Origin of the sequence: Pseudomonas sp. CM27, assembly GCF_013179515.1 — a bacterium.
Lineage (GTDB): Bacteria > Pseudomonadota > Gammaproteobacteria > Pseudomonadales > Pseudomonadaceae > Aquipseudomonas.
Genome location: NZ_JABMCN010000184.1, coordinates 1 through 12,204 on the forward strand (window position 1 = coordinate 1; position 12,204 = coordinate 12,204).

At 65.1% G+C, this 12,204-nt stretch carries 13 protein-coding genes; 7 read left to right on the top strand and 6 right to left on the bottom strand.

The genetic code is table 11. The features are described from left to right. The 5 genes from HP547_RS20645 to HP547_RS20665 form a co-directional block, all read right to left on the bottom strand. Positions 1–683, bottom strand: a 683-nt coding sequence (locus tag HP547_RS20645; protein WP_172287299.1) for an HD domain-containing protein, incomplete at its 3' end; no start/stop codon positions are given. Between the two features lie 98 nt (positions 684–781). Beyond that, a complete protein-coding gene (rlmD, locus tag HP547_RS20650; RefSeq protein WP_172287300.1) occupies positions 782–2,140 on the bottom strand; it encodes a 23S rRNA (uracil(1939)-C(5))-methyltransferase RlmD in 1,359 nt (452 codons plus the stop codon). Further along, on the bottom strand, positions 2,141–3,040 hold the full coding sequence (gene cysM, locus HP547_RS20655) for a cysteine synthase CysM (protein WP_172224625.1): 900 nt from the start codon (positions 3,038–3,040) through the stop codon (positions 2,141–2,143). 129 nt (positions 3,041–3,169) lie between these two features. Beyond that, positions 3,170–4,531, bottom strand: coding sequence for a sensor histidine kinase (locus tag HP547_RS20660; protein WP_172287301.1), 1,362 nt, complete (start codon positions 4,529–4,531; stop codon positions 3,170–3,172). A 3-nt stretch (positions 4,532–4,534) separates the two neighbouring features. Further along, the gene (locus HP547_RS20665) at positions 4,535–5,254 is read right to left on the bottom strand and encodes a response regulator transcription factor (RefSeq protein WP_172224619.1); all 720 of its coding nucleotides are present in this window, start codon (positions 5,252–5,254) and stop codon (positions 4,535–4,537) included. Positions 5,255–5,447: 193 nt separating this feature from the next. On the opposite strand from HP547_RS20665, the gene HP547_RS20670 reads away from it, so the two are divergent. The 4 genes from HP547_RS20670 to HP547_RS20685 are packed head-to-tail and all read left to right on the top strand — an operon-like array spanning position 5,448 to position 10,089. Next, on the top strand, positions 5,448–8,201 hold the full coding sequence (locus HP547_RS20670; protein ID WP_172287302.1) for a response regulator: 2,754 nt from the start codon (positions 5,448–5,450) through the stop codon (positions 8,199–8,201). A gap of 28 nt (positions 8,202–8,229) precedes the next feature. Continuing rightward, entirely contained in the window at positions 8,230–9,219 is a 990-nt protein-coding gene (locus HP547_RS20675) for a 2-hydroxyacid dehydrogenase (protein WP_172224613.1), read from the top strand. A gap of 31 nt (positions 9,220–9,250) precedes the next feature. Further along, positions 9,251–9,688: a hypothetical protein gene (locus tag HP547_RS20680; protein WP_172224610.1), complete on the top strand. Its 438-nt coding sequence runs from the start codon at positions 9,251–9,253 to the stop codon at positions 9,686–9,688. Further along, entirely contained in the window at positions 9,685–10,089 is a 405-nt protein-coding gene (locus HP547_RS20685) for an META domain-containing protein (protein ID WP_172224607.1), read from the top strand. The genes HP547_RS20680 and HP547_RS20685 overlap by 4 nt, the downstream gene beginning before the upstream one ends. 123 nt (positions 10,090–10,212) lie before the next feature. On the opposite strand, the gene HP547_RS20690 is transcribed toward HP547_RS20685, so the two are convergent. Continuing rightward, entirely contained in the window at positions 10,213–10,677 is a 465-nt protein-coding gene (locus tag HP547_RS20690; protein WP_172224604.1) for a peroxiredoxin family protein, read from the bottom strand. Positions 10,678–10,762: 85 nt separating this feature from the next. Between HP547_RS20690 and arsC the strand changes: the two genes are divergently transcribed. Genes arsC through HP547_RS20705 form a run of 3 tightly spaced genes read left to right on the top strand, consistent with a single transcriptional unit; the run spans position 10,763 to position 12,124 of the window. Further along, positions 10,763–11,116, top strand: a complete 354-nt coding sequence (gene arsC, locus HP547_RS20695; RefSeq protein WP_172224601.1) for an arsenate reductase (glutaredoxin) — start codon at positions 10,763–10,765, stop codon at positions 11,114–11,116. Continuing rightward, a complete protein-coding gene (wrbA, locus tag HP547_RS20700) occupies positions 11,113–11,718 on the top strand; it encodes an NAD(P)H:quinone oxidoreductase (protein WP_172224597.1) in 606 nt (201 codons plus the stop codon). Before arsC ends, wrbA begins: the two co-directional genes overlap by 4 nt. After that, positions 11,711–12,124 carry a DUF2069 domain-containing protein gene (locus tag HP547_RS20705; RefSeq protein WP_172224595.1) on the top strand — a complete coding sequence of 138 codons (414 nt, stop codon included), beginning with the start codon at positions 11,711–11,713 and terminating at the stop codon, positions 12,122–12,124. The genes wrbA and HP547_RS20705 overlap by 8 nt, the downstream gene beginning before the upstream one ends. Positions 12,125–12,204 lie beyond the last annotated feature (80 nt).

The following is a 12,204-nucleotide window of genomic DNA, read 5'->3' on the forward strand; positions in this document are numbered from 1 at the left end:
AGCTTGGCGATCTGCTTGTACTGGTCGGGTTCGAGGTAGCGGAAGGACAGGTCTTCCAGCTCCCACTTGATGTGACCAATACCCAGGCGGTGCGCCAGCGGCGCATAGATGTCGAACACCTCGCGTGCGACACGCAGGCGCTTCTCGTCGTCAGCAGCCTTGACCGCGCGGATCGCACAGGTGCGCTCGGCCAGCTTGATCAGGGCCACGCGCACGTCGTCGACCATGGCCACGAGCATCTTGCGCAAGTTCTCGACCTGCGCCTGCGAGCCCAGCACCAGCGACTGCCGTGGGCTGAGGCTGGCGCTGATGGCGGCCATGCGCAGCACGCCGTCGATCAGCTTGGACACCACCGGGCCAAACCGTTGGCTGACCTCGGCCAGGGTGACCTTGCCCTCGCGCACCGAGCGGTAGATGACGGCTGCCACCAGGGAGTCCTGGTCGAGCTTGAGGTCGGCGAGAATTTCGGCGATTTCCAGCCCCGCCTGGAAGCTGGACGTACCGTCCGCCCAGGAATGCTTGGCCGGGTTACCTTTTTTCTCCACCTCATGGGCAAACTCGCAGGCTTCTTTCAGCGCTGCGCGATCCAGTGCTGAATCGACGCTTACCACATGGTCCAGCCATGCTTCGAGATTGATACTGCCGTCAGTATTGACCGGCTGGTGCACTCTCACCTGTACCATCTTTTTTTTACCTTTCCATACAGCGCAGCACTAATGGATGCGCTGGCGATCACCGTGCGGCCGCCATTCCCTGGAAGCCGCACCAAGGGGCCAGTCAGCTAGCCCGCTTCGAATAACGCCATGGCCTCGACATGTGCCGTTTGAGGAAACATGTCGAGAATCCCGGCCCTTTTTAACCGGTACCCCTGGCCGACCAGCACCTGGGCGTCTCGCGCCAGCGTGGCCGGGTTGCACGATACATAGACCAGCCTGCTGGCCTTGAGGCGGGCGATGCCTTGCACCACCTCGAACGCACCGTCGCGCGGTGGATCCAAGAGTACCGCAGAAAAGCCCTCGGCGGCCCATCCGGCGCCTGCCAAAGGCTGCGATAAATCGGCCTGAAAAAACCGTGCGTTATGCACATTGTTGTTCCGGGCATTGGCTGCAGCGCGATCAACCATCGCCTGCACACCTTCCACTGCCACCACCTCGCGAGCCTGTCGGGCCAGCGGCAGGGCAAAGTTGCCCAGGCCGCAGAACAGGTCCAGCACGCGCTCCTCGGCCTGCGGTGCAAGCCAGGCCAGTGCCTGCTCGATCATCGCGGTGTTGACCTGCGCATTCACCTGCACGAAGTCGCCCGGGCGCCAGGCCAGCTCCAGCTGCCACGGCGCCAGGGTAAAGCCGAGTTGCGCCGTCGGGTCGACCGGCGCGGGCTCACCTTCGCCTTGCAGCCACAACTGGGCATTGGCCTGCTCGCAAAACGCCTGCAGCTTGGCCAGATCGTCTGCCGGCAGCGGTGCAACATGGCGCACCAATAGCGCCTCGGCGGTGCCACTGAACAATTCCACATGGCCCAGCGCCTGCGGTTTGCCCAGCGAGCGAAGTACGGTCGGCAAGTGGCGCAGAATCGACTGCAAGGGCTGTACCAGCACCGCGCAGTCGTCGATGGCGATGATGTCCTGGCTGGCTTCGGCGCGGAAGCCGACCTCAAGCTGACGCGCCTTGACGTCCCAGCGCACGGCCACCCGGGCCCGGCGCCGGTAGCCGAATTCCGGCCCGCTCAGCGGCGCGGCCCATTCCTCTGGCTGTACCCCGGCTACCCGCTGCAGCTGTTCGGCCAGCGTGCGCTGCTTCAGCGCCAGCTGCGCCTCGTGTGGCAGGTGCTGCACGTTGCAGCCGCCGCAGCGGTCGTAGTAGCGGCACGGTGCTTCACGGCGCTCGGGACTGGCCTGCAGCAAGCGCTCCAGGCGCGCCTCGACCACTTTGCCGCGGGCATTGAGCACCCGCGCCTCCACGGCCTCACCGGCCAGGGCGCCACTGACGAACCAGGTACGCCCCTCGACAAAGGCGATGCCACGGCCATCACCAGCCAGGCGCTCGATTTCCAGGCGCTGTTTCTTGCCCACGGGGACCTGGGCGCTGCGGTTGCCGCCGGCTGGCTGGAAGCGCAGGCCGCTGTTGCTTTTTTTCTTGGACATTTAGCTCGGATCGAACAGGCCGGTGGACAGGTAACGGTCGCCACGGTCGCAGATGATCGCGACCATCGTGGCATTTTCCACTTCGCGGGACAGGCGCAGCATGGCTGCAACCGCACCACCAGAGGACACACCGCAGAAAATGCCCTCTTCACGGGCAAGGCGGCGGGTGGTGTCTTCGGCTTCCTGCTGCGACATGTCGACCACACGGTCGACGCGGGTGGCGTCGAAAATCTTTGGCAGGTACTCCTCGGGCCAGCGGCGGATGCCCGGAATGGCCGAGCCTTCCATCGGCTGCAGGCCGATGATCTGCACAGCGGGGTTCTGCTCCTTCAGGTACTGCGAGCAGCCCATGATGGTGCCGGTGGTGCCCATGGAGCTGACAAAGTGGGTAATGCTGCCCTGGGTCTGCTGCCAGATCTCGGGGCCGGTGCTGTTGTAGTGGGCGATCGGGTTGTCGCCGTTGGCGAACTGGTCGAGGACCATGCCGCGGCCTTCGGCCTGCAGCTTCTCGGCCAGGTCACGGGCGCCTTCCATGCCCTCCTCCTTGGTCACCAGGATCAGCTCGGCACCATAAGCGGTCATGGCAGCCTTGCGCTCGGCGGTGGAGTTGTCGGGCATGATCAGGATCATCTTGTAACCCTTGATCGCCGCCGCCATCGCCAGGGCGATACCGGTATTGCCGGAGGTAGCCTCGATCAGCGTATCGCCGGGCTTGATCTGGCCGCGCAGCTCGGCGCGGGTGATCATCGACAGCGCCGGGCGGTCTTTTACCGAGCCGGCAGGATTGTTACCTTCGAGCTTGAGCAGGAGGGTATTGCTGGTTTCGCCAGCGATGCGCTGCAGGCGAACCAGAGGCGTATTGCCGACGCAATCGGCGATGGTTGGGTACTGCAAGGTCATGGCGTGTTTCACAATCCGGACGGCAGGGGCGCCTATCATACCGGCAAACCCTTCCGGGCCATATCACGCAATCTGTGGTGCATATAGCTACAAGCTATATAAGCCTGATTTGAATGGAATGATTGCCGTCTAGGCCGCTGCGGCGGCCGGCGCATGTAGCGGCAACCTCATCCACAGCCGCAGCCCGCGCTTGCCGTTCTGCGCCCACAGGGTCCCGCCCTGGCGCTGGATGGCACTGCGGGCGATGCTCAGCCCCAGCCCGAAGCCACCGTCCCCGGGCCGTGAACCGTCCAGCCGTGAGAACGGCGCAAAGATCCGCTCCAGGTCATCCTCGGCCACGCCACCGCCTTCATCCTCCAGCCACAGCCACCAGTAACCACCTTCGCGCTGCCCGCCCAGGCGCACCAGGCCACCGGCCGGCGAATGACGGATGGCATTGCGCAACATGTTCTCCAGCGCCTGGGCCAGGTGGTTGAGGTTGCCCTCCACCCAGCAATCGGCCGGCACCTCGCAACGCAGGCGCACAGGCGACCAGCCGCTCTCGTAGCTGGCGTTTTCGGCCAGCAGTTCCCACAGTGCGTGGACCTCGATCGGCTCCAGGTTCATCGGCGCACGTTCGGCGTCCTGCCAGGCCAGCTGCAAGGTGTCCTCGACCAGTTGCTGCATGCAGTCCACTTCACGGGTCAGGCGCTCGCGCAGGCGCTGCAGGTCGGTTTCGCCATCGCAGGCTACCCGCAGCCGGCTCAGCGGCGTGCGCATTTCGTGGGACAAGTCGCGCAGCAACTGCTGCTGCATGGCCACCGTACCCTGCAGCCGCTCGGCCATCTGGTCAAAGGCGCGGGCCAGTTCCCCCAGCTCGTCATGCCGGGCAATGGTGCGCGAGTCGAGGCGTGCCGACAGCTGATCGGCGCGCCAGGCATTGGCCTGCTCGCGCAACTGGTTCAGCGGCACGATCAACATGCGATACAGGCCCACGCACAGCATCAAGGTGAACAGCCCGGGGATGATGCCGTTGGTGACAATGCGCCACAGCAACCGGTGCTGGTCCGGGTTGAACCGCTGCGGCAGTTCGATCACCAGCATGCCCTGCTCCGGCGCCCCCGGGAACGGTATGCGCACCCATGGCTGGTTGACGCTGCGCCGGCTCATGGGCCAGTCGACCCCGCGCAGGCGTGTCAGTCGCTGCATGATCTGCGGGTTCAGGGTGGCACTGTCGAGCGGCCGCAAGTTCAGATCAAGCACACCCACCCAACCCCGTTCGCGCTGGTGCATCGTCGTCACCCAGCGGTCCAGCCCTGTGCGCCCCCCGGTGCGCCAGGCCTGCTCGGCCTCGCCAGCGTAGCCACGCAACGCCTGCCGCGCAGGCTCCGACAGGAAGGCGTTCTGGGTTTCCATGTGCCGGCCCCAGGTGTAGCTGAGGCCGATCATCAGCAGGCAGAAGCCCACCAGCAGGATGGCCAGCTTCCAGAACAGCGAATGGCGGTCGAGCATGCCTCACTCCACCTCGCTGGCGCTGAGCACGTAGCCCTTGCCCCATACCGTGCGAATCTGCCGTTCGTGATAGCCGATGCCCTTGAGCTTGCGACGGATCTGGCTGACGTGCATGTCCAGGCTGCGGTCATGCCGCGAATAGCCACGCTGCAGCACTTGCTGATACAGGAAAGGCTTGCTCAGGACGTCGTCGAGGTTGCGGTTGAGGATGTCGAACAGGCGGAATTCGCTGGGGGTAAGGCCTGCCAGGCGGCCATCCAGGCGCACGTCGCACAGCCCCTCGTCGAATTGCAGTTCGCCACAGCCGGCCTGCTCCTGCGGGGCCTGGTGGCGACGCTCCAGCGCCACGCGGCGCAGGATTGCCTCGATGCGCACCCGCAGCTCGGCCATGCTGAACGGCTTGGGCAGGTAATCGTCGGCACCCCGCTGGAAGCCGCTGATGCGGTCTGCCTCGGCGCCCAGCGCCGACATCAGGATCACCGGCGTGGCGCTGCGCGTGCGCAACTGTGCCAGCGCGTCCAGGCCGTTGAGCCCGGGCAGCAGAATATCCATGAGCACCACATCGAACACCTGGCGCCCTGCTGTTTCCAGGCCCTCCAGGCCGTTGCGGCACCAGGTCACCTGAAAACCGCCACGCTGCAATTCTTCATGCAGGTAGGCGCCAAGCACCGGATCATCCTCGATGGCAAGGATGCTGGAGTTGTAAATAGTTACAGGATTCATTGGCAACTGCCATTTATTCTCAATTGCGCGATTATTGAGCATCTAACGCCTGCCAGGCAACCGCCCTGCGACCAATGCCCCTGCAGCGGCGCAAAACACCTACTAAAGAGGTGCAATAGCATCGCAGCCGGAGTAACTTGCCGGCTTGGCCGTCAGCGCTTGACGGCATCCAGGCACATCACAGGAGGCGAGTGTGCTCGATCGCTTGGGAATCCGCAGCCGCGTGTTGCTGCTGGCCCTGCTGCCAGCGGGCCTGATGGCCCTGGTGCTGGGCAGCTACTTTACCTGGTTGCAACAGAACGACCTGCGTACCCAGCTGCTGCAGCGGGGCAAGATGATCGCCGAGCAACTGGCGCCGCTGGCCGCGCCTGCCATGGCCCGACTGGCCCCGGCGCAACTGGAGCGCATCGCCGCGCAAACCCTCGAGCAAACTGATGTGCGCGCAGTTGCCTTCCTTGCCCCGGACCGCACGCGCCTGGCCCACGCCGGCCCCAGCATGCTCAACCAGCCACCCAGCGGCGGCACCGGCACCCAGCTGCTGCAGCGCAGCGGCAATGACGCCACCCGCTACCTGATGCCGGTGTTCGGCCACCACCGCGACCTGGCCACCGATGCCGTACCGGCCGAAGCCGAACGCCTGCTGGGCTGGGTCGAGATAGAGCTGTCGCACGACGGCACGCTGCTGCGCGGGTACCGCAACCTGTTCACCAGCCTGTTGCTGATCCTCGCCTGCATGGCGCTCAGCGGCCTGCTGGCGCTGCGCATGAGCCGCACCATCAACGACCCTATCGAGCGCATCAAGCACGCGGTCAACCAGCTCAAGGACGGCCACCTGGAAGAACGCCTGCCCGCCATGGGCAGCCACGAGCTGGACGAGCTGGGGCGCGGCATCAACCGCATGGCCGAAACCCTGCACAGCGCCCACGAGGAGCTGCAGCACAGCATCGACCAGGCCACCGAGGACGTGCGCCAGAACCTGGAAACCATCGAGATCCAGAACATCGAGCTGGACATGGCGCGCAAGGAGGCGCTGGAGGCCAGCCGCATCAAGTCGGAGTTCCTGGCCAACATGAGCCACGAAATCCGCACCCCGCTCAACGGCATCCTCGGCTTTACCCACCTGTTGCAGAAAAGCGAGATGAGCCCGCGCCAGCTGGACTACCTGAGCACCATCGAAAAGTCTGCCGACAACCTGCTGGGCATCATCAACGAGATCCTCGACTTCTCCAAGATCGAGGCCGGCAAGCTGGTCCTCGACAGTATCCCGTTCAACCTGCGCGACCTGATCCAGGACACCCTGACCATCCTCGCCCCGGCCGCCCACGCCAAACAGCTGGAGCGGCTCAGCCTGATCTACCGCGATACGCCCTCGTCGCTGGTCGGCGACCCGCTGCGGCTGAAGCAGATCCTTACCAACCTGGTCAGCAACGCCATCAAGTTCACCCGCGAAGGCACCATCGTCGTGCGTGCCATGCTCGAAGACGAACACGAAGACTACGCCCAGCTGCGCATCAGCGTGCAGGACACCGGTATCGGCCTGTCGCCACAAGATGTGCGCACGCTGTTCCAGGCGTTCAGCCAGGCCGACAACTCGCTGGCCCGCCAGCCTGGCGGTACCGGGCTGGGGCTGGTGATTTCCAAGCGCCTGATCGAGCAGATGGGTGGCGAAATTGGCGTCGACAGCACCCCGGGCGAAGGCTCGCAATTCTGGATCAGCCTCAACCTGCCCAAGGCCCACGACGATACCGAGGAACTGCCGCTGCAGCCGCTGCTGGGCCGCCGTGCAGCCATCGTCGACGGCCACGAGCTGGCGCGCCAGGCGCTGGAGCACCAGCTGGAAGATTGCGGCCTCAGCGTCAGCCTGTTCGCCACCTATGACCAGCTGCTGCAAGCGGTGCAGGCCGCCAGCCAGGCTGGCCAGCCGTTCGAGCTGGCTGTGCTCGGGGCCAACCTGGGCAACCTGTCGCCCGAACAACTGGGCAAATACCACCAGCAGCTCGAGCGCAACCAGTGCCAGTGCGTAGTGTTGTGCCCGACCACCGAGCAGGCGCTGTACCACCCTTACCTGCCCAACGGCCACGGCCAGTTGCTGTCCAAGCCGACCTGCACGCGCAAGCTGCGCCGCCTGCTGCTGGAACTGGTACAACCGCGCCGACCGCTGGGCGAGGTCACCAGCGCCAATGGACAGCGCCAGCCGAGAATCCTCTGCGTCGATGACAATGCCGCCAACCTGCTGCTGGTGCAGACCCTGCTTGAAGACCTGGGTGCCGAGGTGCTGGCAGTCGACAACGGATATGCCGCGGTACAGGCCGTGCAGGGCGAGCCGTTCGACCTGGTGCTGATGGACGTGCAGATGCCGGGCATGGACGGGCGCGCCTGCACCGAACAGATCCGTCAGTGGGAAAACACCCAAAGCGGCAACCCGCTGCCGATCGTCGCGCTCACCGCGCATGCCATGGCCAACGAAAAACGCGCCTTGCTGCACGGCGGCATGGACGATTACCTGACCAAGCCGATCAGCGAGCGGCAACTGGCCCAGGTGGTGATGAAGTGGACCGGCCTCAGCCTTGGCATGCCGCAGCAATTGCAGGCCGAGCAACTGGTCAATGGCGACGAACTGAAGGTGCTGGACGCTGAGGAAGGCCTGCGCCTGGCGGCTGGCAAAGCCGATCTGGCGGCCGACATGCTGAGCATGCTGCTGGCCTCGCTGGATGCCGACCGCGAAGCCATCCGCAGCGCCCGCGACGCTGATGACCGCGACGGCCTGATCGAACAGGTACACCGCCTGAACGGTGCCTCGCGCTATTGCGGCGTACCGCAATTGCGCGCGGCCTGCCAGCGCAGCGAGACCTTGCTCAAGCAGGAGAGCCCGCTGGTGCAACAGGCCCTGGATGAGCTGGATGCGGCAATCAATCGCCTGGCCGCACAGGCCCGCCTGAGCGCCTGAAATCGAGCAATGATCAAGGAGCCCCACCATGCGCGCATTGTTATTCAGCAGCCAGCACTATGATCAGGAAAGCTTCACCCGCGCCGCCATCGGCAGCAGCCTGGAGCTGCATTTCCAACCCGCCCGCCTGACCCTCGACACCGCCGCGCTGGCGAGCGGCTACGGAGTCGTCTGCGCGTTCATCAACGACGAGCTCGACGCCGGGGTGCTGCAGCGCCTGGCCGAAGGAGGCACACGCCTGATCGCGCTGCGTTCGGCCGGCTACAACCACGTCGACCTGGCCGCCGCCGAGCGTCTGGGCCTGGCGGTAGTACGCGTGCCGGCATACTCGCCACACGCAGTGGCCGAGCACGCCGTGGCACTGATCCTGGCCTTGAACCGGCGCCTGCATCGGGCCTACAACCGCACCCGCGAAGGTGACTTCACCCTGCACGGGCTGACCGGCTTCGACCTGCACGGCAAAACCGTCGGTGTGGTCGGCACCGGCCAGATCGGCGTCGCGTTCGCCCGTATCATGGCCGGTTTCGGCTGCCAGTTGCTGGCCTACGACCCCTACCCCAACCCAGAGCTGCTGGCCATGGGGGCGCGCTACCTGACATTGCCCGAGCTACTGCGCGAAGCGCGCATCATCAGCCTGCATTGCCCGTTGACCGAGCACACCCGGCACCTGATCAACGCGCACAGCCTGGCGCAACTACAGCCCGGCGCCATGCTGATCAACACCGGCCGCGGCGCACTGGTCGACACCCCGGCACTGATCGACGCGCTAAAAAGCGGCCAGCTCGGCTACCTGGGCCTGGACGTCTATGAAGAAGAAGCACAGCTGTTCTTCGAGGACCGCTCCGACTTGCCGCTGCAGGACGATGTGCTGGCCCGCCTGCTGACGTTCCCCAACGTGATCATCACCGCCCACCAGGCCTTTCTCACCCGCGAGGCGCTGGATGCCATTGCCGCGACCACGCTGGACAACATCAGCCGCTGGGCGGCAGGCAATCCGCAGAATCAGGTCTCGGGTTAATGCTAGGATACGCGGCATTTCTGGAGGACCCATGGTCGAGCACGATTTCCGCTACACCCTTTTCAACCCGCAACACACCCTGATCGAGTGCCGTGCACTGGTGCCGGGCCGCTACCAGGTCACCGGCAACGGTGGCTCGATGCACAAAGGCGATACCCTGCTGGTCACCCTCAAAGGCAGCAAGGACTTGTCCATGCGCCTGACCGTGGAGAGCGTGCGCCACCTGATCAATCCGCGCGGCCAATGGGTTGCCGTGGCCAGCGGCCCGCTGTTCAACGAGCTGGAAATCCTCAGCTGGCAGGTCGAGTGCGACAGCTGCGACGCCGTGCTGGACTTCGAGTTTGCGGTCGACGCCAAGCTGGGCAAGAAAGCCCGCCAGCCAGCCGCCAGCGCGCGTATTGCCGAGCTGGGCTGGGCCAGCCGTGGTGAAAAGCACCTGTGCCCGCGTTGCCAGGAGAGCGCCGAGTGAAGAATCTGCTGACCGGCGCGCTGATTGCCACCGGCCTGCTCGGCTGCGCCGCAGAACCATCCAAGCTGCAACAGGAGCGCAGCTACGTGCTGGAATGGATTGGCGAACGCCCGCTGATCGATTACAGCCACCTGACGCTAACCCTGGCCAGCGACGGCCGTGCCTATGGCAACGGCGGCTGCAACCACTGGTTTGCGCCCTACACGCTGGACGGCAAGCACCTGAGCTTCGGCAAGGTCGGCAAGACCCGCAAGCTGTGCGCGCCGGCGTTGATGGAGCAGGAGAAGCGCTTCCTGCAGGCGCTTGAGACCGTGCAGCGCTGGGATGTGTCGCCGGTGGAGCAGATGCGCTTATGGCCGGCCGAGGGCAAGCCGCTGCGCTTCTGGCCTGAAGAAGGCTGAAGCGCCAACCTGTACCGGCCTCATCGCCGGCAAGCCGGCTCCCACAAGTACAACGCAGGTTTCAAATGCTGCGCGGTCCTGTGGGAGCTGGCTTGCCGGCGACAGGACCGGCACAGGCGGACATCAGGCGCCTTTCAGGGCCTTGATCTTGGCCTGCAACCCTTCCAGGGTCTGCTCACCCATCAGTTGCTCACGCACCTTGCCCTTGTCGTCAATGATGTAAGTGACCGGCAGCGCCTCGCTGCGAGGCAGGTCATAGCGCTCGGCCGGGTCCTGGGCCAGCACGGTGAAGCCGATGCCCAGGGTTTCCGCGGCCTGCTTCAGGTCCTGCCCTTGCAAGCCGTCGAAGTTCACCCCCACCACCTTGACGCCGTCGGCAGCCCACTGCTTGGCCGCGCTGTTCAGTTCAGGGATTTCGGTACGGCACGGCCCGCACCATTCTGCCCAGTAGTTGAGCACCAGCCAGTGCCCTTCGATCTGCTCGGCCTTAACCGTATTACCGTGCTGGTCCACGCCATAATCGGCACCGCAACCACCGAGCAACAAGCTCGCGGTGATGGCCAGTACTGCTGCCAGACGCCTTGCCATGGGTCAATCCTTCTCGAGTTTTAAAGCAAATGGGTCAGTCGCTGCGGTTAGAATAGCCGCCACACCCTGCTGGATGCGACCCGACATGACCGACCTGACGCTCTATCATAACCCGCGCTGCTCGAAATCCCGCGGCGCGCTGGAACTGCTCGAAGCCCGCGGCCTGGCGCCGACCATCGTGCGCTACCTCGAGACCCCGCCCGACGCCGCTACCCTCAAGGCCCTGCTCGGCAAGCTGGGCATCGCCCCACGCCAACTGCTGCGCACTGGCGAGGACGAGTACAAAACCCTCAACCTGGCCGACCCGGCGCTGACCGATACGCAACTGATCGAAGCCATGGCCCAACACCCCAAGCTGATCGAACGGCCGATCCTGGTTGCCGGTGACAAGGCCGTGGTCGGTCGCCCGCCAGAAAAAGTGCTGGAGATCCTGCCGTGAGCGCGCCCTTCATCCTGGTGCTGTATTACAGCCGCCATGGTTCGACCAGCGAAATGGCCCGGCACATTGCCCGCGGCGTCGAACTGGCCGGCATGGAGGCGCGGCTGCGTACGGTGCCGGCGATATCCACCGAATGCGAAGCGGTGGCCCCGGACATCCCGGCCAGTGGCGCGCTGTACGCCACCCTGGACGACCTGCGCCACTGCGCCGGGCTGGTACTGGGCAGCCCTACCCGCTTCGGCAACATGGCGGCGCCGCTCAAATACTTCCTCGATGGCACCAGCAGCTTGTGGCTGGGCGGTGAGCTGGTCGGCAAACCGGCTGGCGTGTTCACCTCCACCGCCAGCCTGCACGGCGGCCAGGAAACCACCTTGCTGTCGATGATGCTGCCGCTGATGCACCACGGCATGCTGGTGATGGGCCTGCCCTACAGCGAATCGGCGCTGCTGGACACCCGTGGCGGCGGCACGCCTTATGGCGCCAGCCATCATGCGGGCGCCGATGGCAAGCGTGAACTCGACCCACATGAAATCGCCCTGTGCCGCGCCCTTGGGCAACGCCTGGCGACCACCGCCAAAGCCCTGGAGGCCGCGCGTGGCTAAACAGCCCAAGGTGTTGCCGCCACTGGATTGGCTGGCACCGCGCCTGCGCCTGACGCGGGCGCTGAGCCTTGCGTTGTTCCTTGGCCTGATCGCCCTGCTACTGGTGAACAACCTGTGGTTCGCGAACCTGCATGGGGCACGGGTCGAAGTGATCCTGGCCATCGAGTTGGTACCGCTGCTGCTGTTGCTGCCAGGCATGCTGTCGGGCAGCGCCCGGGCACATGCCTGGACCTGCTTCGTGGTGAATATTTATTTCATCAAGGGCGTGCTGGCAGCGTTCGACCCAGCGCGGGCGGTGTTTGGCTGGCTTGAGGTGCTGGTCAGCCTGGGGCTGTTCATTGCCGGGCTGCTGTATGTGCGCTGGAAGTTCCAGCATGAGCGGCGCATCGCGGGCGAAGGCAGTTGAATTCGGGGGCTGCTCTGCAGCCCAATCGCCGGCAAGCCAGCTCCCACAGATATTGCACAGTACTGAGGACTTGTGAGGTC

What these genes read in the sequence shown, in the direction of transcription:
- HP547_RS20690 (WP_172224604.1), bottom strand. Translation starts at nt 10,677, where the DNA reads ATGGCAAGGCGTCTGGCAGCAGTACTGGCCATCACCGCGAGCTTGTTG.
- rlmD (WP_172287300.1), bottom strand. Translation starts at nt 2,140, where the DNA reads ATGTCCAAGAAAAAAAGCAACAGCGGCCTGCGCTTCCAGCCAGCCGGC.
- HP547_RS20675 (WP_172224613.1), top strand. Translation starts at nt 8,230, where the DNA reads ATGCGCGCATTGTTATTCAGCAGCCAGCACTATGATCAGGAAAGCTTC.
- arsC (WP_172224601.1), top strand. Translation starts at nt 10,763, where the DNA reads ATGACCGACCTGACGCTCTATCATAACCCGCGCTGCTCGAAATCCCGC.
- HP547_RS20680 (WP_172224610.1), top strand. Translation starts at nt 9,251, where the DNA reads ATGGTCGAGCACGATTTCCGCTACACCCTTTTCAACCCGCAACACACC.
- HP547_RS20665 (WP_172224619.1), bottom strand. Translation starts at nt 5,254, where the DNA reads ATGAATCCTGTAACTATTTACAACTCCAGCATCCTTGCCATCGAGGAT.
- cysM (WP_172224625.1), bottom strand. Translation starts at nt 3,040, where the DNA reads ATGACCTTGCAGTACCCAACCATCGCCGATTGCGTCGGCAATACGCCT.
- HP547_RS20660 (WP_172287301.1), bottom strand. Translation starts at nt 4,531, where the DNA reads ATGCTCGACCGCCATTCGCTGTTCTGGAAGCTGGCCATCCTGCTGGTG.